This window comes from Micromonospora sp. NPDC050784 (assembly GCF_044456765.1).
Classification (GTDB): domain Bacteria; phylum Actinomycetota; class Actinomycetes; order Mycobacteriales; family Micromonosporaceae; genus Micromonospora; species Micromonospora foliorum.
In genome coordinates this window covers 197656-220531 of record NZ_JBITGG010000004.1, presented here as the reverse complement: position 1 = coordinate 220531, position 22876 = coordinate 197656, and the positions used below count along the sequence as shown (strand labels likewise).

Annotated in this window: 20 protein-coding genes; 8 read left to right on the top strand and 12 right to left on the bottom strand. The window is 69.6% G+C overall.

Translation table 11 applies throughout. The annotated features are described in order from the left end of the window. The first annotated feature begins 82 nt into the window (after window positions 1-82). Entirely contained in the window at window positions 83-3070 is a 2988-nt protein-coding gene (locus tag ACIBD9_RS07370) for a glycoside hydrolase family 3 C-terminal domain-containing protein (protein ID WP_396715383.1), read from the top strand. Window positions 3071-3120: 50 nt separating this feature from the next. Here ACIBD9_RS07370 and ACIBD9_RS07365 read toward each other — a convergent pair whose 3' ends face one another. The 4 genes from ACIBD9_RS07365 to ACIBD9_RS07350 all read right to left on the bottom strand — a co-directional run bounded on the left by ACIBD9_RS07365 (window position 3121) and on the right by ACIBD9_RS07350 (window position 7886). Further along, window positions 3121-5193, bottom strand: a complete 2073-nt coding sequence (locus ACIBD9_RS07365) for a CotH kinase family protein (protein ID WP_396715678.1) — start codon at window positions 5191-5193, stop codon at window positions 3121-3123. Beyond that, window positions 5190-6011, bottom strand: coding sequence for a polyphosphate polymerase domain-containing protein (locus tag ACIBD9_RS07360; protein WP_396715381.1), 822 nt, complete (start codon window positions 6009-6011; stop codon window positions 5190-5192). Before ACIBD9_RS07360 ends, ACIBD9_RS07365 begins: the two co-directional genes overlap by 4 nt. After that, on the bottom strand, window positions 6008-6610 hold the full coding sequence (locus ACIBD9_RS07355; RefSeq protein ID WP_124817588.1) for a DUF4956 domain-containing protein: 603 nt from the start codon (window positions 6608-6610) through the stop codon (window positions 6008-6010). The genes ACIBD9_RS07360 and ACIBD9_RS07355 overlap by 4 nt, the downstream gene beginning before the upstream one ends. Before the next feature lie 877 nt (window positions 6611-7487). After that, the gene (locus ACIBD9_RS07350; RefSeq protein WP_396715379.1) at window positions 7488-7886 is read right to left on the bottom strand and encodes a nuclear transport factor 2 family protein; all 399 of its coding nucleotides are present in this window, start codon (window positions 7884-7886) and stop codon (window positions 7488-7490) included. A 377-nt stretch (window positions 7887-8263) separates the two neighbouring features. On the opposite strand from ACIBD9_RS07350, the gene ACIBD9_RS07345 reads away from it, so the two are divergent. Further along, a complete protein-coding gene (locus tag ACIBD9_RS07345; protein WP_396715377.1) occupies window positions 8264-10939 on the top strand; it encodes an RICIN domain-containing protein in 2676 nt (891 codons plus the stop codon). Between the two features lie 44 nt (window positions 10940-10983). Here the strand turns inward: ACIBD9_RS07345 and ACIBD9_RS07340 are convergent, their stop codons facing one another. Beyond that, on the bottom strand, window positions 10984-12174 hold the full coding sequence (locus ACIBD9_RS07340; RefSeq protein WP_396715375.1) for a DUF1996 domain-containing protein: 1191 nt from the start codon (window positions 12172-12174) through the stop codon (window positions 10984-10986). 176 nt (window positions 12175-12350) lie between these two features. On the opposite strand from ACIBD9_RS07340, the gene ACIBD9_RS07335 reads away from it, so the two are divergent. Both ACIBD9_RS07335 and ACIBD9_RS07330 read left to right on the top strand, forming a co-directional pair. After that, on the top strand, window positions 12351-12647 hold the full coding sequence (locus tag ACIBD9_RS07335; RefSeq protein ID WP_091393391.1) for a DUF6582 domain-containing protein: 297 nt from the start codon (window positions 12351-12353) through the stop codon (window positions 12645-12647). 65 nt (window positions 12648-12712) lie between these two features. After that, window positions 12713-13927 carry an aromatic acid exporter family protein gene (locus ACIBD9_RS07330; RefSeq protein ID WP_396715372.1) on the top strand — a complete coding sequence of 405 codons (1215 nt, stop codon included), beginning with the start codon at window positions 12713-12715 and terminating at the stop codon, window positions 13925-13927. 14 nt (window positions 13928-13941) lie between these two features. Here the strand turns inward: ACIBD9_RS07330 and ACIBD9_RS07325 are convergent, their stop codons facing one another. Continuing rightward, window positions 13942-14367: a VOC family protein gene (locus ACIBD9_RS07325; protein ID WP_396715370.1), complete on the bottom strand. Its 426-nt coding sequence runs from the start codon at window positions 14365-14367 to the stop codon at window positions 13942-13944. A 200-nt stretch (window positions 14368-14567) separates the two neighbouring features. Here ACIBD9_RS07325 and ACIBD9_RS07320 point away from each other — a divergent pair, with 200 nt between their 5' ends. Then, on the top strand, window positions 14568-16397 hold the full coding sequence (locus tag ACIBD9_RS07320) for a glycoside hydrolase family 15 protein (protein WP_396715676.1): 1830 nt from the start codon (window positions 14568-14570) through the stop codon (window positions 16395-16397). A gap of 9 nt (window positions 16398-16406) precedes the next feature. Here the strand turns inward: ACIBD9_RS07320 and ACIBD9_RS07315 are convergent, their stop codons facing one another. Next, window positions 16407-17222: a DUF72 domain-containing protein gene (locus ACIBD9_RS07315; protein ID WP_396715674.1), complete on the bottom strand. Its 816-nt coding sequence runs from the start codon at window positions 17220-17222 to the stop codon at window positions 16407-16409. 124 nt (window positions 17223-17346) lie between these two features. Between ACIBD9_RS07315 and ACIBD9_RS07310 the strand changes: the two genes are divergently transcribed. Together ACIBD9_RS07310 and ACIBD9_RS07305 are read left to right on the top strand one after the other, a co-directional pair. Next, on the top strand, window positions 17347-18357 hold the full coding sequence (locus ACIBD9_RS07310; protein ID WP_396715369.1) for a glycosyltransferase: 1011 nt from the start codon (window positions 17347-17349) through the stop codon (window positions 18355-18357). Between the two features lie 61 nt (window positions 18358-18418). Next, the gene (locus ACIBD9_RS07305) at window positions 18419-19147 is read left to right on the top strand and encodes a Clp protease N-terminal domain-containing protein (RefSeq protein ID WP_396715367.1); all 729 of its coding nucleotides are present in this window, start codon (window positions 18419-18421) and stop codon (window positions 19145-19147) included. 10 nt (window positions 19148-19157) lie between these two features. On the opposite strand, the gene ACIBD9_RS07300 is transcribed toward ACIBD9_RS07305, so the two are convergent. Beyond that, window positions 19158-19676: a hypothetical protein gene (locus tag ACIBD9_RS07300; protein ID WP_396715365.1), complete on the bottom strand. Its 519-nt coding sequence runs from the start codon at window positions 19674-19676 to the stop codon at window positions 19158-19160. 147 nt (window positions 19677-19823) lie between these two features. Further along, window positions 19824-20018, bottom strand: coding sequence for a DNA repair protein (locus ACIBD9_RS07295; RefSeq protein ID WP_396715363.1), 195 nt, complete (start codon window positions 20016-20018; stop codon window positions 19824-19826). 170 nt (window positions 20019-20188) lie between these two features. On the opposite strand from ACIBD9_RS07295, the gene ACIBD9_RS07290 reads away from it, so the two are divergent. Next, window positions 20189-20851 (top strand): GNAT family N-acetyltransferase, encoded by a 663-nt coding sequence (locus ACIBD9_RS07290; protein ID WP_396715361.1) that lies wholly within the window; start codon window positions 20189-20191, stop codon window positions 20849-20851. A gap of 220 nt (window positions 20852-21071) precedes the next feature. On the opposite strand, the gene ACIBD9_RS07285 is transcribed toward ACIBD9_RS07290, so the two are convergent. Genes ACIBD9_RS07285 through ACIBD9_RS07275 form a run of 3 tightly spaced genes read right to left on the bottom strand, consistent with a single transcriptional unit; the run spans window position 21072 to window position 22793 of the window. After that, entirely contained in the window at window positions 21072-21770 is a 699-nt protein-coding gene (locus ACIBD9_RS07285) for a TetR/AcrR family transcriptional regulator (RefSeq protein WP_396715359.1), read from the bottom strand. Beyond that, window positions 21733-22227, bottom strand: a complete 495-nt coding sequence (locus ACIBD9_RS07280) for a thiol-disulfide oxidoreductase DCC family protein (protein ID WP_396715357.1) — start codon at window positions 22225-22227, stop codon at window positions 21733-21735. The genes ACIBD9_RS07285 and ACIBD9_RS07280 overlap by 38 nt, the downstream gene beginning before the upstream one ends. Then, window positions 22224-22793, bottom strand: coding sequence for a hypothetical protein (locus ACIBD9_RS07275; RefSeq protein ID WP_396715355.1), 570 nt, complete (start codon window positions 22791-22793; stop codon window positions 22224-22226). The genes ACIBD9_RS07280 and ACIBD9_RS07275 overlap by 4 nt, the downstream gene beginning before the upstream one ends. Between the last annotated feature and the right edge of the window lie 83 nt (window positions 22794-22876).

Here is a 22876-nt window from a genome sequence, read left to right as displayed (position 1 = left end):
GGCCCGTCAGCCGGGTGTCGAGCCTGGTCACGCCGGTCTCGGCGCCCGCTGGGCGTCTGTCGTACGACATGAGGAGAACCGCATGCGGAATTGGCGCCTTCGGCGCGGAATCACCGCGCTCGCGCTCGCCCTGCTAGCCCTACCGGCCGTTCCCGGCACCGCGCTCGCCGAGCCGCCCACCTACCCGTTCCGAGATCCACACCTGCCCGTGAACGCCCGGGTCGACGACCTGCTCGGCCGTCTCACCCTGGACGAGAAGATCTCGTGGTTGCACCAGTACCAGCCGGCCATTCCCCGGCTGGGCATCGGCTTGTTCAAGACCGGCACCGAGGCGCTGCACGGGGTGGCCTGGTCCACCGACATCGACAACAACGGCGCGGTGGTCAAGGCCCGGGGCACCGTCTTCCCCCAGCCGGTGGGCATGGCGAGCACCTGGAACACCGACCTGATCCGGCAGGTCGGTTCGGCCGTCGGCGACGAGGCGCGCGGCTACCACGCGCAGAACCCCCGGGTCTGGGGGCTCAACCTCTGGGCGCCGGTGGTCAACCTGCTGCGTGACCCCCGGTGGGGCCGCAACGAGGAGGGCTACTCCGAGGACCCGCTGCTCACCGCCGCGATCTCCACCGCGTACGGCTCGGGAATGACCGGCGGTGACCCGAACCACCTGAAGAGCGCACCGACCCTCAAGCACTACCTGGCCTACAACAACGAGGTCCGGCGCGACGTGACCTCCTCGAACGTGCCGCCCCGGGTGCTCAACGAGTACGACCGTGCCGCCTTCGAACCGGCCATCGCCGCCGATGCGGCGACCGGGGTGATGGCCGCGTACAACCTGGTCAACGGTCGTCCGGCCACGGTGGACCCGGACCTGGCCACGGTGGTACGCGACTGGACCGACCAGCCGCTGATGAACGTCACGGACGCCTGGGCGCCGAACAACCTCGTCGCCTCCCAGGGGTACTACGCCACCCAGGCCGAGGGGAACGCCGCGATCATCAAGGCCGGCCTGAACAGCTTCATCACCGACGACACCAACGCGCAGCCGACCATCACCGCCATCAAGCAGGCGTTGGCGACCAGCCTGCTCACCGAGCGGGACATCGACGCCCGAATCCGCGAGATCCTGAACGTCCGGTTCCGGCTCGGTGAGTTCGACCCGGGCGGCGGCCGGTACGGCGGCATCACCCCGGACGTCATCAACAGCCCCAAACACCAGCGCCTGGCCCGGCAGGCCGCCGGTGAGGCGATGGTGCTGCTGAAGAACCAGCGGCAGGCGCTACCGCTGGACCCGGCCCGGACCCGCACGGTGGCGGTGCTCGGCCCGCTGGCCGACACCCTCTACTCGGACTGGTACGGCGGCGACCTGCCGTACCAGGTGACCGCGCTCGGCGGCATCCGCGAACGGCTGGGCAGCTCGGCCAGTGTGAGCGGGCTCGACGGGGCGGACCGGATCGCCCTGAAGGACGTGGCGACCGGCCGGTACGTCACGGCCACCGGCACGACCGACGCCAATCCGGTCACCGCGACCGGCGCCACCGCCTCACTCGACGCCCAGTTCGACGTGGTCGACTGGGGGCAGGACGTGGTGACGCTGCGCAACGCTGCCAACGGCCGCTACCTCGGCTACAACTGGGGGCCGTTCCTCACCCGCGACGAACAGCCGAACGGCTGGTACGTCCAACAGCAGTTCAAGCTGGAGCCGCAGGCCGACGGAACGGTGGTGCTGCGCTACGTGGGCTACGAGACCAAGGAGAGCTGGTTCGGCGCCGACACGTACGTGACGGTCGGCGACGACGGCTCCCTCAAGCTCGGGGCATCCACCCCGGCCGCCGCGACCCACTTCAGTCGCGAGGTGGTCAGCAGCGGAATCGACCGGGCCGTGGCGGCGGCCAAGGCGGCCGACACGGCCGTGCTGGTGGTCGGCAGTAACCCGTTCATCAACGGCCGCGAGGCACACGACCGGACCTCCACGGCGCTGAGCGCCGGCCAGGAGGCGCTGGTCAAGGCCGTGGCGAGGGCCAACCCACGGACCGTGCTCGTGCTCCAGACCAGCTACCCGGTCACCATCCGGTGGGAGCAGGAGCACGTACCGGCCATCGTCTGGACCACCCACGCGGGCGCGGAGACCGGTCACGCCATCGCCGACGTCCTCTTCGGCGACCGCAACCCGTCCGGCCGGCTCACCCAGACCTGGTACCGGTCGGACTCCCAACTGCCGCCGGACCTTCTGGAGTACGACATCATCTCGTCCGGGCAGACCTACCTGTACAGCACCGCGAAGCCGCTCTACCCGTTCGGCCACGGCCTGTCGTACACCCGGTTCCGGTACGGCCAGCTGCGTGCCGGCGCCCAGTCGGTCGCGGCCGACGGCACCATCACGGCCAGTGTCGACGTGACGAACGTCGGCAGCCGGGCCGGGACCGAGGTCGTTCAGCTCTACACCCACCAGCGCACCTCGCGGGACACCACCCCGATCCGCCAGCTCAAGGCGTTCCAGCAGGTGAAGCTCGCGCCCGGGCAGACCCGTACGGTGACCCTGCGCCTGCCCGCCGCCGACCTGGCGCACTGGGACGTCACCCGTAGCCGGTGGGTGGTCGAGTCGTCCGTGCACGACCTGATGGTCGGGGCGTCCGCCGAGGACATCCGGGCCCGCGCCGCGGTCCGGGTCCGCGGTGAGACCATCCCGGCCCGCGACCTGTCCCGGCCCACCAGGGCAGAGAACTTCGACAGGTACGCCGGAGTCCGGCTCGTCGACGAGACCAAACCCAGCGGTACGGCGGTCGGTGCCACCGCGGCCGGTCAGTGGATCTCCTTCGACGGCTCCGCGCTGAGTGCGGGCGCGCGCACCTTCACCGCGAAGGTCGCCAGGGCCGGTGCGGGGGCCGGCACCATCCAGGTTCGGTTGGGGTCGCCCACCGGCCGGCTGCTCGGCACGGCCACCGTGCCCAGCACCGGCGACGACTACCGGTACGTCAGCACCAGCACCGAGTTGGCCCGGGCCGTCGGCACCCACGACGTGTACCTGGTGTTCGACTCCCCGCTGCGGCTGGCGGAATTCTCCATCAGGTGACCGGAGCCCGGGGCCGGGTCGATCGTCGACCCGGCCCCGGGCCTCGTTGGTCAGCTCACCGTGCAGGTCAGCGTCGGTGTGCCGGGCGTGCCGGTGGACGAGCCGAGGAACCCGAACGCGGTGCTGGCGCCGGCACCGAGTGCCCCGTTGTAGGCGACGTTACGGGCGGTGACCACGGATCCCTGGCTCGTGACCGTCGCGTTCCAGGCCTGGGTGACGCTCTGCCCGCTGGCCAAGGTCCACGTCACGGTCCAGTTGTTGATCGCCGAGGTCCCCGCGGTGACCCGTACCTCGCCCTGGAAGCCGCCGGTCCACTGGCTGGTCACCGCGTACGTCGCGGTGCAGCCGGCCGTCGGCGGCGGCGGGGTGGTGGGTGGTGGGGTGGTGGGCGGTGGGGTGGTGACCGAACCACCCCAGCCGGCGGTGGAGTCCAGCCAGGCGGCGCGTCGCAGCATCCAGTCCCGCATGACCTGGACCTGCCCCTGCCAGGTGGGCGAGGTCGGGGTGCGGAAGAAGCTGACCGTTGGAGCCGTCAGGTTGGGCCAGCGTTGGAAGTTGCGCTGGGCCGCGTTGGTCAGCGGGGTCGCCAGAGCGTTGATCCGGGTCTCGAGCGCGGCGTCGGAGAGTAGGCCCCGTCGCAGCGTCTGCCAGCGTGATCGGGCCTGGTTGACGAACGCGGGGTCGCGCAACAACTGGGCGAACCAGTCGTTGGCCGAGGGCTGCCGGGTCTGCTGGTGCTGCCAGCCCGACACCTGGTCGTTGGCGAAGAATCCACCGACGCCGAAGCTCAGGTCGAAGTCCCAGAGCGGACCCGCGAAGATCTTGCTGTCCCGGTCCTTGTAGAAGTGCGAGCTGCGGACGTACGCGTCCATCTCCCGGCTCAGCTCGTTGACGATCATGAGGTCGATGAAGGAGTCGACGTCGATGTACTTGCGGTATCCGGTGGTCGGGTCGGCGAAGGTCGACGAGTGCAGCACGTCGTTGAACTCCTGGAGATGACCGCGCAGCCAGTCCCGCTGTTGCGGTTGCAGCGGCGACGGGTCGACCACCTCAAGGTAGTTCCAGCAGGTGGCCGCCGGCCCGGTGCACGGCAACGTCGGCTCCTCGGCCGCCATCCACTCGAACTTCCAGATGTACCCGCCCTGGATCTTCGGCAGGGTCACGTCCTCGGAGTCCAACTGCTTGAGGTCGAGGCGGTCCTTGGAGTTCTTGATCGTCTCCATGAACATGTAGACGCCCATGTAGTCGCTGGCCCCCACCGGGGCGGCGTCCGTGTTGAGGTAGAACTCGGCGAACGCGTAGCGCGGCGCCGGCAGCCCCATCTCGCGTCCGAGGTCGTAGACGAGCGCCTCGCGGATCAGCGCCTTGTCGGGGAACGGGCCGCGCAGCACCCAGTCGGAGTCGGCGGGCATGCCCAGCACCGGATGGTCGGCGTCGTCGTCCTCGTTGTCCCTGAACTCGACCCGGAACGGCGTCTTCTCGAACGTCGCCGACGAGTTGCCACGCAGCCGGAAACCCGCTCGGGTGCTGAGCGTCGGGGCGGCCGCCAGAGACGTGGTGCCGCCGTCTGTCGGTTCGAAGATCATGGTGGTGGCGTCGAAGTACTCACGGTCTGGCCGGCCCGCACCGTACGAGTCGATCAGCACCACCGGTAGGTCGTGGGCGGTGCTGACGTTCTGGGCGGCGTACATGGCGGTGCCGGGCGCACCCGTCGGTGTCTGGCCGACGAACGCCTGTGCCCGCAGTTGAGTGGTGCGGGTGAAGCGCAGCGCCGAGCCCGAGTAGAGCGACGACTGGGCGGTGGGCGGCTGCCCGTTGGTGGTGTAGCGGATCTGGGCACCGCTGACCGTGCTGCTCAGCGTCACCGCCACCTCCCCCTGGAAGGTGCCGCTGGGCACGGAGAAGGTGATGTCGCCGACCAGGTCGTCGGCGGCGGCGGCATCGGCGGCCTGGGTGCCGGCGAGGAGTTCGGTGACAGGTGGGGCGGCCTGGGTGGCGGCGACGGTTTCGGCGCCGGCCGGTGGCGAGGACACCACGAGGAGGCCTGCGACGAACACGGTGGTGGCGGCGATCCCGGCGGCACGAAGGGCCGCCACCGGAAGACCGGTGTTGCGGGTGGTCATGCGCACGATGCCTCCTGTTCTGATCGGGTGGGAACGGTCAACTCCAGGAGCGCCGAGGACGGGTCGGCGCGGAAGTGGCGGCGGAGCGTCCGTCGCCACGGCACGTCTGGAAGGTCGAGGCGGAGAGCCGCGAGGCCGGTGGCGTACTTCGAGATGCGTACCGGCCGGGTCCCGCGCTGCCACAGCGCGCGGTCGACCAGCGAGGGGGCCGAGCTGGTCTTGGTCTCGACCACGGCGATGCCGGGCAGTCGCAAGGTTTGGTCACCGTCCTGCCAGGTGAGCCCGGTGTCGATGGTGACCCGGCTCGCGGTAGCCGGCAGCAGCAGAGTGGAGCGACGGTAGCTGGTGACCAGCACCGGCTCGAGCGGGCTGCCCGCCAGGTCGGTCAGGATCGACTCCCGATCGAGCACCTCGTCGACGAACCCGCGTCCGGACCGGACGGTGCGGCGGTCCTCGGCGAGATACGGCAGTCGGTGCTTGGTGACCCGTCCGCGCGCTCCACTGATCTTCACCTCCAACCAGCACTGGGCCGAGTCGAGGTAGGTCCGGGTCCGTACCTTGAAGCGCCTGCGCCGCCGGTACGCGGCGCAGTGGTAGCTGGCCAGGCAGGGCGTGTCGAAGTACACCGACTCGTACCGGAAGGTGCGCCCACCATCGATGTCCAGCACCCGGGCGTACGGGATCAGCTGGTCCATCAGGTGCGGCAGCTCGTCCACCGCGATCACGTACTTGCGGTCCACCCTGCTCTGCAGCGCCGCGCGGTCGATCACCTCGGCGAGTGTGATCGGTGCCAGCCGCGCCAGCGGTGGCGCGGTCATCGGAGCGCTCCGGCCCGTGCCGGCTTGCTGGTGCCGGCCGCCGCGCTGCGTCGAGCGACCGAGTATCGGACGTCGACCACGGTGGTCTCGTTGACCATGTCGAGCCGCTGGACGATGGCGTTGTGCACCCGGGCATTGAGCAGTTGCTCCAGCTGGGCGACGAGAGCGACGTGATCGGTGACGGCGGAGTCGAGCACCATGATCTGGTGCCGGTAGTGCCGGAGCAGCCGTCGGTGATCACCGACGAACATCACCGCGACGATGAGCGCCATCAAGCCTCCGCTGAGCCAAACCGAGGTGGTGCTGAGTGCGCCGAGAATGCCCAGTGCGAGAGCGGAGAAGTAGTACGCGACCTCGTGCTGGTCGAGCTCCGTCGACCGGAGTCGGATGATGGAGAGCACCCCGAACAGCGCCAGCCCCAGCCCGAGCCCAGCACCGACGTCGCTGGCGCTCAGCGCGCTCGCCACCGCGAGGACGCCGACGTTGACCCCCAGGTAGGCGACGACCAGATCGCGCCGGCGGTGCCGCGGGAAGTAGAGCCCGAAGACGAGCAGCGCCACCGCGCAGATGTCGATCGCGAACAGGACGAGCTGCGACATCGCTGGGGTTCCTCCTGGCTAGCCGCCGGAACGGACCGACGCCGGGCCGCCGTCGCCGCGTGGCGACCTGCGGAAGGCGGTCGGGCCTCCGGGTTACTTTTCGGTAAACTTTCGGTATTTCGTTGGTGACTGTAAGCAGAACATCAATGCAAGTCAATGTGTGATCCGTGCGTGCCTTCGGGTTGCTGGGCCGCCTAGAGGGGGTTCGAGGTGGTTGACGTGGGCAGGCCCGGGGTACCGCATCGGGGCGGGATGTCGCCGAAACTTTCGGAGTCTTTCGGCGTCGTGGTTGGACCTGTGGTCAGCGATCGAGGCTCACTGAGTCCCGGGTGCCGAGCCTGTGGCCGTCGGCATCCGCGCCGGCACCTGGCTTCGCGCGACGGGGCTTGGGCTGCGAGGGCCGTGCGACCGGAGCAGGTCGGTTGGCGCAGCGTCTCGACTGATCGGGGCCTGGGCGGTCTGATCGTCGGCCCGGCCCAGGGGCGGCGCACTTCGGCCCGGCCCGAGGACGGCCGCTGAATCTTCCGCGACTCGCCAGCGTGGGTAGGGCGCAGTAGCCCGGCAGTGCCTATGGAGCTGATGCCGCAAACGAATCAGACGAGAGGGCCCCGGGGCGGCGGCGCGACGAATCCGCGGCGGGACCGCGTGGCGGTGGTGTCGCGGGACCGCGTGGGGAGGTCGCGTGGCGGTGATGTCGTAAGCGATTCAGCTCCAAAGGGTCGCCGTGCCAGCTGCACCCCCTGGACCGACGGCTCCGGGTCGCCCTGAACGGTCGCGACGGGTCAGCGCACCGCGCTGCGGGTGAAGGTTCACGTCACGGTGCAACCGCTGATCGTGCTGCCGGTGGCGTTCGAAACTCCAGGTGCGCCGCGTCGCATCACTCGAACAGGCCGGCCGGCGGCGAGTGGTGGCCTTCCTGTACGTGCGAGTAGTCGCGGGCCTCGGCGACCAGGCCGGCTTCGTCGAAACGCAGCATCGTGCATCCGCTAATGGTCATGGGTTGGTCCTTGATGTGGACGATCGCCCAGTACTCCACGGCTGCGGCATCGCCGTCGACCTGTGGCTCGCCGAACCAGACCTGAGCGGGGCGGGACTCCTCGGCGAAGGACTCCGCCAGGTAGACCCGGAGCCCGGACCGGCCACGGTACGGGCGAAAGAGGGAGGCCCAGTGGTCGCCGTCCTCGCGTTGGAGGGCGACGATCGCCTCGACGTCTTGAGCCGGCCAGGCGTTGGCCCAGGTGCTGGCCCAACGTTGGGCGGCTGCGCGTGTCTGCATGACGATCTCCTCCGCTGATCCCGCATCTCGGGTCAGCGCAGTTCGTACCACCGACCTCCGACGAGATCACCGCGTCGCTGCGGATTCGTCGGACGACGCAAGCCGAGGTGTGCGGCCAGCGCGGTTGATCTGCCCGATCCGGCAGCATTTCTACATAGACGCCCCCCAATTGCCAGTTGCATTGGTCAGACGTGTGACCTACGCTCCCAGTAAGAATTTCGGGGCGATTAACAAAGAGTGCGGTCGGGGCGACGGAAGTCCCCGCCGGCCCTTAGTGGCGTCGCTGTTCCGTACTCGTCGCTCGATAAGCACGTTGGGCACCACATCGACGACCAGTGAGAGGAACAGACGTGAAGTCAGCCATATCCACCGCTCGAATGTCAGTGTTGGCGGTGGCGGCGCTTATCGCCGCCACCCTGCCAGCCGTGCTGACAAACCAACTGCCGGCCTCGGCCGCAGTCCAGGCGACCTACTATGTCGCCCCGGACGGTAACGACGCCAATCCGGGCACCCTGCAATCGCCGTTCCGGACTCTGCAACGTGCCCGGGACGTCGTCCGTACGACAAACGCGAGCATGACCGGCGACGTCAACGTCTATCTCCGTGGTGGCACCTATCCGGTGAGCAGCACTGTCGAATTCGGGCCGAGCGACTCCGGCACCAACGGATTCCGGGTCAGCTACGGGGCCTACCCCAATGAGAAGCCGGTCCTCGATGGCGGCGTTCAGGTGACCGGGTGGAGCCAGCACAGCGGCAACATCTGGAAGGCGCCGCTCGACCGCGCCAACAAGCTGCGGGCGCTCTACGTCAATGACAAGCGCGCGTACATGGCGTCGAAGACGATCAGCTCGGCGGGGTGTTACGGGACGTACAACATCACGGCCAACCAGGCCTCGTGGGCCTGGGAGTCGGGGTCGCAGTGTGACGGTGCCAAGTACAGCCTGAACGACTTCCCGGCCATCGCCAGCAATCAGGACGACATCGAGATCGAGACGGGGACGACCTGGACCACGGCCATCGTGGGCGTCCGCCAGGTGACCACGAGTTCCGACGGCGCGAACCGGGTCGCCCTCTTCCAGCAACCCGGTGCGGCCATCGCCCAGGGTTCGTTCAACGGCAACGCCCAGGTTGGCGGCACGCACAAGCTCATGAACGCCTACGAGTTCCTGGACGCCCCCGGTGAGTTCTACTTCGACAAGACCAGCCGGACGCTGTACTACTACAAGGCCAGCGCGGAGAACATGTCGACCGCGACGGTCTACGCGCCGAACAACGTAACCACCGTGCTGCGGGTGGCCGGCACCTCGACGAGCAGCCACGCGCGCAACATCACGTTCTCCGGCCTGACTGTGCAGCACTCGGACTGGAACTTGGTCAACGTCGCGGGCTCGGTCCTCAAGCAGGCGCAGCAGGGCAACCTCAGCGCGAACGTGTACGCCAAGGGGAACTTCCACGTCTACTACTACCGCAACGTCGACGTGGTTCCCGGCATCGTCCAGGTGCAGAACGCCGACGGGATCCTCCTGCAACGCAACCGGATCCAACACACAGGTGCCGACGGGATCAGCATGGTCAACGACGTGCAGAGCACCCAGTTGATCGGCAACCACACCAACGACATCGCCGGGTCCGCGATTCTCGTGGGCCATCCGCAACATGTCTACATCGGAGACGGCACCTCGACCAATCGGGAGAAGTACTCCGCGTCGGTCGAGGGGCTGCCGAAGAACATCGACATCAAGAACAACTTCCTCTACGACAGCGCCGTCCTGTTCAACGGGCACAGCCCCATCTCGGCGTACTTCGCCGACACCCTCACCATCCAGCGCAACCGGATCGAGAAGACCCCGTGGTCGGGCATCACGCTCGGCTGGGGCTGGTGGAACTTCGACGGATCGTCAGGCTCGATCGTGCCGAACCGACCGACCACGACGGCGAGAAACAACACCATCAGCTACAACCACATCATCGACACGGTGCAGCGTCTCAGCGACACCGCCCCCATCTACACGCTCGGGAGCCAGCCGGGGACCACCATCACCAACAACTATCTCCAGGGTGTTCCGTCGGGCCACAAGTACGGACTACACCCGGACGAGGGATCGGCGTTCATCACGTTCCGCGACAACGTCCTGAGTATCGACAAGAACGTCACCTGGATGATCAACTCGGACGATTTCGGGCGGAAGCACGATCTGAGCATCACGCAGATCTACGGCCCGATCAACAAGGTCTCGAACAAGAACCTGCCGAACAGTACGGTCGCCGACATCCTCGTCTCCTCCGACTATGTCTGGCCGGCGACGGCGTACGGTATCGCCGCTAACTCCGGCCTTGAGGACGCGTACCGGGACATCATTCCGGCGAGTAATTTCTCCGCGCCGAACTATGTGCTGCCGGCCAGCACCTTCGTCACCAGTGCCACCGCGTCGATCCCGATCCGGAGCATCGGCGACGCCACCAAGTCGGTCTGGTTGGCTCCGTACGGCACGACCACCTTCACCGCCGGGGCGACGATGACCAGGGCGGCCGGCACCGCCACGTCCATCGCGGTGCCGACCACCCAGGGCGAGTACCGGCTCTACGTCGTCGACGCACAGGGCAACCGGTCGGCCGAGTCGACCTCGATCGTCCGCCAGCAGCAGGGCGGTGGCAGCGGTACGGGGAGCGGACAACTCGTGGGTGGCCAGTCCGGCCGCTGTGCCGAGGTGCCCAACTCCTCCACCACCAACGGCACTCAGACACAACTCTGGGACTGCTCCACCGGCACCAACCAGCGGTGGACCCACACCTCCGGCAAGCAGCTGACCGTGTACGGCAACAAGTGCCTGGACGCCTCCGGGGCCGGCACGGCCAACGGCACCGCGGTCATCATCTGGGACTGCCACGGCGGGCTCAACCAGCAGTGGAACGTCAACAGCAACGGCACCGTCACGAACGCTCAGTCCGGGCTCTGCCTCGACGCCAACGGCGCCGCCACCGCCAACGGCACCAAGCTCATCCTCTGGTCCTGCAACGGCGGCACGAACCAACAGTGGACGCTGCGTAGCTGACCCGACCAGACTCCGGGGCCAGGCCGACACGGGCCTGGCCCCGGCTATTTCTGGTAGCCGTAGTTGTCGCAGGTCCGGCGTCCCTGGACGCAGTTCCTGGTGCGCTTGTTCATGGTGTTGACGTCCCACATCACGAACGCGTCCCCGTGCATCGACGAGGCACTCTTGCCCTCCTTGTCGGAGGAGAGGTAGTAGCCCGCCGGGGTGCCCTTCGCCGGGTACTGGATGTCGAAGGTGATCGCCGGAATCCGGACCGGGTGGCTGGTCGGGCAGGAGTTGCCGCTGCCGTACGCCACATGGTCCTTGTGGTTGGGGCTGTCCAGGTGCTTGCCGTCCCAGCAGTCCGGGAACTGCATCATGAAGTGCAGCGTCGCGTCGCCCCCGCAGATGGGCCAGTTGCCGTTGGTGCTGCGGGCGATGCCGTCGAGGTCGCCGGGGCCGTAGAAGGCGCAGTAGAACTGGCCGGTCGCGCCGCGCGGTGTCGGCTTCTTCTTCTTGGCGTCGCCGGAGATCATGCGCAGGCCGTTGGGCATCGGCATCTGGCCGGTCGAGTTCTTGGCGAGGGAGCGGTAGTACACCCGGAAGCCGCTGGTCTCGACCGGCTTTCCCGTCGCGTTGTCGTAGAGCGTGGGCACCCAGTAGGCGGAGTGGTCCTGGACCGGCTTGCAGGAGGTGGCCGTGAACTTCGTCAGGTCCCCGGCGACGGTGTTCGCGTCGACGGCCTTGTTGCCGACGAACGAGTGCATGTGTGACGCGCCCGGTAGGCCGGGGGCGACGATCGGGTCGTCCGGTAGCCGATGGCTGTACTGGCAGTCCGCCCGGAACTCCGGGAGGTTACCCACCCCGGACGGGACGGGGTCGATCTTCAACGCCCGGTACGCGTCGGCCTGCGCCTTCCAGGCCGCACGATCGACCGGAACCCAGCCGGTTGCCGGGACCCTCGGCGCGGCAGCGGTCGACGGCGTGGCGCCGGGCGACGGGGTCGTGGCGGCCGACGGCGTCGCGGAGGCCGGCACCGCCGCGCCGGGCAACGATGGCTGCGCGGCCGGTGACGACGGGTACTCGACGGCGTTGGCCGCGTTCGACGGCTCCGGCTGCGGTGCGCCGTTGCCCAGGTACACGCCTCCCGCCGCGATGACGAGGACGGCCACCGCACCGACGCCCACGCCCAGCCTGTTGCGGGCGAGCCAGCCAGGAACGCGATGACGGGGCGGCGGTGGGCCTTCGTACGACACGGGTCACTCCCAACGAGTAGACGCCAGGATGACCCGAGCGGCCACGGCGGCCGAATCGTAGGCGCTCGCGGCCCGCGCTCGGAAGGTCTTTAAACCTTCCTTAAAGTACGCGGGCTGTGCCCGGAAAATGTCGGCTTCGGAGGTGCTGCCGGACGGGGCGCGGGTAATGCTGGGCCATGAAATCGACCTGGAAACCCCACGAGAAGCACGGCGGCCTGTCGGACAAGGACAAGCGCGAGCTGCCGGAGACCGTCTTCGCGTTCCCTGGGAAACGCAAGGAACCGATGACCGATGCCAGTCACGTCCGTAATGCCGTCGCCCGGTTCGATCAGGTGCAGGGCGTCACCGACAAGGACCGGGACCTGGCCTTCCAGAACATCCTCGCCGCCGCCAAGCACTACGGTGTCGACGTCGCCGAGACGAACTGGCGTCAACTCGGCAAACTCCCGCACACCCCGAATCCCGCCCACTGACGGGATACTCCCACGATTCGGCTCGCGCGCCGGATAGCTTCGCCTCCGCTGGGTAAACGGCGCGGATGCCCGCCAAACACGAGCCGGCGGCTGACAACGACCGGCCCCCGCGCGGGGTGTCCTGGGCCGATCGAACCTGGGCCGGCCTGCCCGAGCGGGTGCGGCACGGGGTGCGCTCCCGCGCCTGGCGGTTCCGCCTCTACGGGCTGCTCGCCGTGCAGGCCGGCGTCGCGGCGACGATCGCCTGGTTCGTGGGGTACCAGTTCCTGGACAATCCCGCCCCGGTGCTCGCGCCCACCACCGCGGTCGGCATCGTGGCCGCCGCGATGGGCTCACGCCTGCGGCGCACCGTCGAGTTGCTGGTCGGGGTCGTTCTCGGGCTCGCCGTCGGTGACACGCTCATGCCGCTGTTCGGCATCGGGGCCTGGCAGACCGGCCTGGTCGTCGTCCTGGCGATCATCGTCGCCATCCTGCTCAAGGGTGGTGGTTCACTGCTCACCCAGGCTGGTGGCACCGCGGTGCTCATCGCCACCCTGGAACCGCCCGTGCGTGACCTGTCCGTCCCACGCTTCGTCGACGCGGCGGTCGGCGGGTTGGTCGGGTTGGCGGTCGGTCTGTTGGTGGTGCCCATCCACCCGCAGCGGACGGTGCAGCGGCTGGCCGAACCGGTCCTCGACCCCGCCATCGCCGCCATGCACGACCTGGCCGCGGCGCTGCGCCTTCGGGATCTTGACGGCGCCCAGCGGAGCCTGGAGGCGTTACGGGGCCTCGGCTCCCGGCTGACCGCGCTGGACGAGGGCCTGGGCGCCGCGCAGGAGGTGGTGCGACTGGCGCCACTGCGCTGGCGGGAACGCCCCTCCCTGGCCTACTACACCGCTGCCGTCCGGCATCTGGAACGCACCCTTTACGGCGTGCGCGCGATCGCGAGGAGGCTGACGAAGGCCGTGCGGGACGGCGAACCGGTGCCAGAGGAGTTCCCCGTGGCCATCGACCTGCTGGCCGACAGTGTGCAGACGCTGCGGTGCGCCATCCGCGCGCGGGCCGAGCCGCGGCAGGCGCGCCAGCAGATCCTGACCGCCGTCGAGCTGGTCGGAAAGGCGCAGGGGCCCGCCGTCCCGGATCCCACCCGCCCGCACACCCACCGGTTGGGTTACTCGGGCATGATCGCCGCAGGTGATTTTCGTACCTCGGCACACGACCTGCTCATGGCCAGCGGGTTGGACGCCGACGAGGCGGCAGCGCTGGTGCGGCGGACGGTGGATCGGGACGAGTGGGACTGAGCCCCGATCACCCGTCAGGTCGCCTTGAGGGACGCGAGGACGTCGAGGTAGTGCGGGTTCCGCATGACGCCCAGCAGGTTGCCGAACGGGTCGACGACCGCCGCGGTGATGAACCCCTCGTCCCCGTGCGGTGTTATCGGTTGGTACTCGGTGGCACCCATCGCCAACAGCCGCTCGACGGTCGCGTCGAGGTCGTCGACGCACCAGTGCATGACCGCGCCTCCCGGCCCGGTCGTCGCGCCGGCCGGTGCGTACCTGCGGTCGATGATGCCCAGTTCGGCCTGGTAGTCCCCGACGCGGAACTCGGTGTAGGCCGGGCGTCCGTCGGGGCCGGGGCGCATGAAGTACGCCTCGACGCCGAGGAAGTCCGCGTACCATGCCGTGGCCGCTGCCACGTCGTCCGCCCAGATGTTCAGGGTGGCAAATCCTCGCAGGCTCATCAGGTGTCCCCTCGTCGATGTCGTTGGTGTCGACGCTATCGACGATTGCGGAAGGTTTGCTTCCGCAATCGGGGCGGGTCTCGATCGTGAGCGCCGGGCTCGGCGTCCTGGGCGGCCGGGGGCCGGCAGCCGGCGGACCGCATCTTTCATCCATGGCCGGGTAGTCGCCGCCATTGCCAGGACGGATGGCGGGGGACGGCGTGGAGAGCTACCCGGCAGTCGAGGACCACGGTCTGATCGGTGATCTACAGACCGCGGCGCTGATCAGCACGGACGGTACGGTCGACTGGTTCTGCGCGCCGCGCTTCGACTCGCCGAGCGTCTTCGGCGCGCTGCTGGACCGCCGCAACGGCGGCCATTTCCAGCTCTCGCCCGACGGGGTCGACTACAAGAGCAAGCAGCTCTACCTGCCCGGCACGCCGATCCTGATCACCCGCTTCCACAGTGCCGACGGTGTGGGTGAGCTGTTGGACTTCATGCCCGTCACCGGTGCGCAGGCAACCGATCGGCACCGGCTGATCCGACTGGTCCGGATGGTCCGGGGGAGCATGAGGTTCCGCTTCCACTGCCACCCACGGTTCAACTACGGGCGCGATCCGTACGAGCTGGAGACGCATCCCGAGGGCGACGTCTTCCGGAGCGCGACGATGTCCCTCACCCTCGCCGCCTTCAAGAACTCGCTACGCGAGTTCGACGCGCGGGACATCCGACGCGACGCCAACGGCGTGTCCGCGTCGTTCACCCTGCACGCCGGCGACATCGGCGGGGTGACCCTGGAGACGGCCTGCCCGCACGCGCCCCGAGCGCTCACCACCGACGAGGCGTGCGAACTGCTCGCCGAGACCCGCGACCGCTGGCGGCGGTGGGTGGGCGGCTCCCGCTACAAGGGACGCTGGCGGGAGGTGGTCGAGCGGTCGGCGATAACCCTCAAGCTGATGACGTACGCGCCGACCGGCGCCCTGGTCGCCGCGCCCACCGCGGGGCTGCCCGAGCAGATCGGCGGGCAGCGGAACTGGGACTACCGCTACACCTGGATCCGGGACGCGTCCTTCTCCGTACACGCGCTGCTGCGCCTGGGCTTCACCGACGAGGCCCAGAAGTATCTGCTCTGGCTCGACGCGCGCATCCGGGAGGCACGGGACGGCAACCTGCCCCTGCAGATCATGTACCGCATCGACGGGTCACCGGACCTCCCCGAGGAGGTGTTGGGTCACCTGGAGGGGTACCGCGGCTCCGCGCCGGTGCGGATCGGCAACGGCGCGGCGGGCCAACTCCAACTCGACATCTACGGGGAGGCGCTCATCTCGTTGGAGCTCGCGGACCGCAACGGGCTGATCGCGCCGTACGAGGGGTGGCGCAAGACGGCCGGGTTGATGGACTGGCTCTGTGCGCACTGGGACCAGCCCGAGGACGGCATCTGGGAGACCCGGTCCGGTCGGCAGGACTTCACCTACGGTCGGGTGTTGTCCTGGGTCGCGCTGGACCGGGCCATCCGCATCGCGCGACGGCGGGGCCGCCCAGGCGACACCGCCCGCTGGTCCGCCCAACGTGACGCCATCTACGAGCAGGTGATGACCCGTGGTTTCCACCAGGAGCGACGCGCGTTCGTGCAGCACTACGGCTCCGACATCCTGGACGCCTCGCTGCTGGCGATGCCGGCGCTGAACTTCATCTCGCCGACCGACCCGATGTGGGAGTCGACGCTGCGGGCGATGGACACCGGCCTGGTCTCCGACAGCCTGGTCTACCGCTACGACCCAAGGGCCTCGCCGGACGGTCTCGCCGGCACCGAGGGCACCTTCAACATGTGCACCTTCTGGTACGTGCAGGCGCTGGCCCTGGCCGGCCGGATCGACGACGCCCGGTTGACCTTCGAGAAGATGCTCACCTACAGCAACCCGCTCGGCCTCTACTCCGAGGAGATCGCACCGACCGGTGAGCAGATCGGCAACTTCCCGCAGGCGTTCAGCCACCTCTCGCTGATCAGCACCGCGACCCAACTCGACGACCTGCTCGACCAGCAGGGCTGACCGGTCCGGTCAGAACAGCGTCAACGGCTCGACCGGGATCGGCTCGGGCAACGCGTCGAGCCCGGGTACGCGTGCCCGTACCTCGTCGTGGAACCGGCGGGCGAGCGCCGGAGCGTCGGCGTTGTCCGGGGTGTGGATGAACATCGTCGGCGAGCGCCCCTCGCGGAGCCAGGTGACGGTCACGTCGACCCACCGCTGCCACCCCTCGACCGTGCGCGTCGGGTCGTCGCGGCCGAGGTAGCGGACGATCGGCCGGTCGGTCAGCGCGAGGGACCGGAGCGGCAGGCGCGGCTTCTTGGTCCAGGCGTCCCGTTCCGCGTCGCTGGTCGGCGGGCTCGTGAAGAAGGCGGTCGTGTCGAAGGGGATCCACTCGGCGCGGGTGGCGGCGAGGGTCGCCCCGAGCAGTCGGGCCGCGGCGGCGTCGGTGAAGAACGCGGGGTGGCGGACCTCCACCGCGTACCGGTGGGACCGCGGAAGCTGCTCCAGGAAACGGCCCAGGGCCGGGACGTCGGCGGGCGCGAACGAGCCGGGCAGCTGGATCCAGAGGGCGTGGGCGCGCGGGCCGAGCGGCTCGATGGCGTCGAGGAACGCGCGCAGCGGTTCGCCGACGTCGGTGAGTCGGCGTTCGTGCGTGATGACCTTGGGCAGTTTGAGGACGAACCGGAAGTCGGGATCCGTCTGCGCGGCCCAGGAGGCCACGGTGTCCCGGGCCGGGGTCGCGTAGAACGTGGTGTTGCCCTCCACGGCGTCGCACCAGCTGGCGTAATGGCGCAGGCGCTCGGTGGGCGGCAGCCGGTGGCCCGGCCACGATCGGTGACTCCACATCGCGCACCCCACGTGCAGACGCATGACCGCCCTTCCCCGCCGGTGACCGCGCTCGACCGGAGCCCACCGTATACGGGCCGGCGGACCCGGCCGGCCCACGGTGCGGCAGATAGGGTCCGAGGCCATGCGTGTGCTGTTCGCCAGTCTTGCGTCCGTCGGTCACACCTACCCGCTGATCCCGCTGGCGATCGCCGCCCGGGACGCCGGGCACGAGGTCCACTTCGCCGCCGGTCCGGAGGTGCACCCGCCGCTGGCCGAGCACGGCCTGCGGCCGTTCCGTCCCGGCGACGCCTTCTACGAGGTCTACGCCGAGGACCTCGCACCGGAGCTGGCGCGGCTGCGGCCCGACCTGGTGGTGCACGAGTGGGGGCTGCCCGGGGCCGCCGTCGCGGCTCATCGGGCCGGGATCCCGGGCCTGTGGCACGGCTTCGGCCGGATGTTTCCCGAGGGCATCGGTCTGGAACTCCCCACCAGGAACGCCGAGGTCGTCGGCCGGCCGCACCTGGACATCTGGCCGCCCTCGCTCCAGGACAAGGACTTCCTCGCCACGCAACGTCGGATCGAGCTGCGGCCGGTCGCCTTCTCCACACCGGCCCCGCTGCCCGACCGGGTGAGCCGTCGGACGTCCCGACCGTTGGTCTACCTGACCCTCGGCACCGCTTTCGGTACCCCGGAACTGCTCCGCACCGCCGTCGCCGGCCTGGCGTCGCTGGACGCCCAGGTGGTGGTCGCGGCGGGCCGGGTGCCCCTGGAACAGCTGGGCGAGATTCCGGACAACGTCAGCGTCCACCCGTGGGTGTCGCAGGCGGAGTTGCTGCCGCTCGTCGATCTGGTGGTGCACCACGGGGGCAGCGGGACCACCCTCGGCGCGCTCGCGGCTGGCGTACCGCAGTTGCTGCTGCCGCAGGGCGCCGACCAGTTCGCCAACGCCGAGACGCTCGCCGCCGCCGGTGTCGCCCTGCGGCTCCTGCCCGACGAGGTGGACGCGGGTGCCGTCGCCGAGCAGGTCCACCGGCTGCTGCCGCGGCATGGCAAACCCGAGCAGCGTGACGCGGCCCGTCTGATCGCCGAGGAGATCGCCGGCATGCCCTCGCCGGCGGCCGTCGCGCAGCTCCTGCCGGAGTACGCCACCTGACCGGAGCCAAAGTCGTCAACTCAGGGTTGACGTGACGCATGCGTCAACCTATGGTTGACGCATGACGGATCCTCTTCAGATCGGTAACACGGTCAAGCTCGACGACCTGATCCAGGCGATCAAGACGGCGCACACCGACGCGCTCGATCAACTCACCGACGCGGTCATCGCCGCCGATCACCTCGGCGAGGTGGCCGATCACCTGATCGGGCACTTCGTCGACCAGGCCCGGCGCTCGGGTGCCTCCTGGACCGACATCGGCCGCAGCATGGGTGTCACCAAGCAGGCCGCCCAGAAGCGCTTCGTGCCGAAGGCGACCGACGCGGGTGCGCTCGACCCCAACGCCGGCTTCGGCCGGTTCACCCCTCGCGCACGCAACGTGGTGATGGCCTCGCAGGAGGAGGCCCGTGCCAGCGGCAACGCCGAGATCGGCCCCGAGCACCTGGTGCTGGGGCTGCTGGCCGAGCCGGAAGGGCTGGCAGCCAGGGTGATGGCTGGTCGCGGCGCCACCCCCGAGGTGGTGCGGGAGGCGGTCGGTGCCGTCCTCCCGCCGCGGGCGGAGCAGGTTCCGGACCTCATCCCGTACGACGCGCGCGGCAAGAAGGCGTTGGAGCTGACCTTCCGGGAGGCGCTGCGCCTGGGGCACAACTACATCGGCACCGAGCACGTCCTGCTCGCCCTGCTGGAGCAGGAGGATGGCGAAGGCGTGCTGACCAACCTCGGCCTGGACAAGGCGACGGTCGAGGCCGACCTGGCCGCCGCCCTCGCCGCCGTCGTCGGGAAGAAGTGAGAATCCAGGGTCAGGACGCCTCAGGGAAGCCGTAACGCAGGGCGTGCTCCGGATCGGCCGGGTCGATCTGGCGTACGCCCGCGTCGGTGAGGCGCTTGTTGACCTCGTCGAGTTGCTCACGCACCAGGCGGGCCTCCTCCTCGGTGACCCGGCCCCGGTGCGGCTTGCCGGCGTGCTCCAGCGTGCCGTAGTCGATCTTCTCGGTGCTCTTGCGGGCCTTGGGTGGGCGGACCCGCTCGGCCGTCTTCAGCAGCTGCGCCATCGGCACGTCGGTGGCCATCGCGTCGAACTCGCTGGCCGTCAACACCACCCGGCGGGGCTCGCCGCCACCGTGCCGGTCGTGGATCTCCACCACCGCCACGTCCAGCGCGGCGTCGTCGATGTTCTCCACCTCGCCCGGGGTCGCGTCCAACTGCACGGGCCCGGCGACCAGGTCCGGGTGCTCCAGCACGACGACGCGGACCACGTCGTCGTCCTGCTGCAGAACCGTGCCGGTGAAGTCGGAGACGTGGATCGTCTTCTTGCCCATGCGCGGAGCTTCTCCTGTCGTAGGCCGGGATGGCGGACCACAAGAAATTACCCGACAGGTGTGCGAAAGCCGCCGCTGGACCTCCTCCGGTGTGTCGCCCCGGACGACCGTCAGAGGCTCCTACCCGGTGGTTGGCCGGTGACAGCGTCAGTGGGTGTTCAGGCGGTGCCGACTGGAGCTGCCGATGGGCAGCTTGTTCAGCCCGGCCCACGACAGTGCTCCGCCGCCGACCGTCCTGGGGTTCCGGTAGCGCGGCTGGGGCGGATTGCCTCCGACGGCCTCCGCCGCCCGCCAGAGTCGTTCGGGGTCCTGCTGGTAGTGGTCGCTCGGCTGAATCGGCATGTGTTCACCGTCCCAAACAAAGGTGTCCAGGTATGGAAATACATATGACGGTCGATTCGTGTGGCTGGTTCCCGCGCCCCCGGCCCACTCGGCCCTGACGTATCCTGCGCCCGGCCTCTGCCGTCCGGCGTACGGTGATCCACGACGGGTCGGGTGACGGGGAGGTGCGCATGCTCGACCGGCGCCTTCAGCTGCACCTGGCCACCTGGCTCGGCCAGTGGCCGGCCGGGCCGGGGTTGCACGTGGTCGCCTCGCATCGGCGGGCCGAACCGGCCTGGGATGGCCGGCTGCGCCCCGCGCTGGCCGTGGACACCGGGCAGAGCGGAGTGCTCTCCGTGGCGCCGGACCGCGTGGCGGCGATCCGCGCGTTGATTCGCCGCACGCCGGCTCGGCTGCTCGCCGCGCTGCCGGAGGCTGTCGGCCGGCCCGATTTCTGCGTGCACGATGGTCCCTTCCGGTGGAGCCTGGCACCCGCGCCGCTGCCCGATGTGGGGGAGTGGACCGAGCCGACCGCCCCGGGGCTGCCGCCGTGGCTGCGACTCTTCGACCGGCCGGTGCTTGTGGTCCGTGACCCGGACGGCGGCTACCTGGCCGGTGCCGGGATCAAACGGCACGACGCGTACGGGCACGAGTTGGCCGTCGGCACCGTGCCGGCCGCCCAGGGGCGCGGTCTCGCCCGTCGACTGGTGGCCCAGGCGGCGCGGCGGGTGCTCGACGAGGGGGCAGTGCCCACCTACCTGCACGAGCGGGACAATCACGCGTCGGCCCGGGTCGCCGAAGCGGCGGGTTTCCCGGACCGGGGCTGGCGCGCGTACGGGGTCTATCCGCGCTGAGCGGGCATTGGGCGCGGACCGTGGATCCCGGGCCGGATCCACGGTCCGCAACCTCCCCCAGGCCCCGGTTCCGGGTGTAACGGCCGCCGCCGTGAGCGAGTCGCTACGCGTCGATCACGCTACGTATCTAAGCGGCTCGGGGCAAGGTTGGAGCTGTCGGTTCGGAGTGTCGAAAAGCGGACTTGACCTGCTTCTTCGTCGATCGAGGGTGCCGGCCGGGTCAGTGACGCAGCGTGCGAATCAGGTCGAGCACCTGTCGGGTCACCGGACGGAGGACCCGGAGCCGGGACAGCGCCACGAGCCGGTCGATCAGTGGTACGGCCCCGTCGATCAGCTGGCGGGTCTTGGCCTGGCCCGGCGACCGGTCGTGCACCCAGTAGAGGATCACGCCCATGTACGCGAGCCAGAGCAGCTCGGGCAGCTGGGGGCGCAGCTCGGCGTCGACCTTGGCCGTCGAACCCGTCAACACCTCGCCGAAGAGGTCGATGGCGGCCTGTCGGGGGCCGGAGGACTCCGCCGAGAAGGGGCTCAGTGGGGAGGTGGGCTCCGCCGCCGTCTTGAAGAAGGTCGCCGCGAACCCGTGGGAGGGGGTCAACACGTCGATCCCCGCGTGCAGCGCCCCGGCGAGCCGGGGGCCGAACGCCTCCTCCCGATCGAGCACGGGCTGGACGGCGGCCCGGTGCTCGACCTGGGCCTGGGCGTAGAACTCCTGGATCAGGTGGTCCTTGGAACCGAAGTAGTAGTAGGCGTTGCCGACCGCCACGCCGGCCTCCTGCGCGATCGCCCGCATGGTGGTCTGGGCGTATCCGCGTTCGCGGAACAGCCGCATCGCGGTGTCCCGGATCAGCTGCCGGGTCTGCTCGCCTCGGGCGGTGGCAGGGTCACCCGCAGTGGTCGTCTGCGCAGGCTGCTCGGTCATCGGGGCCACCGTATCCCGCCGTTTCGTCGGTCGGCTCGGCCCGCGGGTCGCGGATCCGCTCCCGGATCGCCGAGGCGGCGGCCACCGTCTGCCGGGCGAGGGGCAGCAGGTGCGGTCGGGCCAGCCGCTCGGCCGTGGACCGATGGTCGGCCAGCGCCCAGAGGCAGGCGAACCAGGCGCCGTCGCCCGCGTACACCTCGCCGGTGTCGGCGATCACGGTGAGGTCGCGCAGCGTCGCGTCGTGGTCCAGGCCGGGGAAGCGCCGCCGGGCCTCGGCGGACCCGGCCGGCACGAACTCCAGGGGTACGAGTTGGGCGCGGGACGCCAGCCATCGGCGGGCGGCACGGCACAGCGGGCAGGCCGCGTCGAACAGGACGGTGAACCCCCGGATCCCACCGCCGGAGTGAGCGGTGGGATCCGGGAGCCGACCGACGCCGTCGGTCGGGGGCACGGTCATCGGGTCGGTGGGTTGTTCGTCGGGCCGACGCCCGGCTGCGGTCCGCCCGGCTGCGGACCAGCCGGCTGGGGTCCCGCCGGGTGTGCGCCGGTCGGCCGCGGTCCGCCCGGGTACGCGCCGACCAGCGGCGATCCGGGTGCGGTGGACGGCATGGGAAGGCGACCGACCGGGGCGATCGGGGGGTGGGTGGCGAGCTGGCGGAGTCGGTTGCGGCGGTAGCGGCCGAGTGCGAAGACGTTGAAGAAGTGCAGCGCGCCGAGCACCAGCAGCACCAAGCCGATCTTGAGAGACAGTTCCTCCATGGCCTGGCTGGTCGAACCCACCGGGTCGGAGTGCTTCATCGCCACCGTGACGTAGCCGAGGTTGAGCAGATAGAAGCCGACCACCAGGAGGCTGTTGACCGCTCGGGCGAGTCGTTCCTCGGCGAACACCTCCTCCAGGAAGACCAGCCCGTTGCGGGACAGTGCCCGAGCCACCCAGATGGTCAGACCGACGCTGACCGCGAGGTAGACCACGTACATCCAGACCTTGATGTCCATGTGGACGCCCTTCTTGAACGTGTTCAACTACCGACGCCATCAGCCTAGGGCGAGTATTGAACATGTTCAAGAAGGGGCGACCAGTGACTGTGGACACTGTGGTGCGGCCA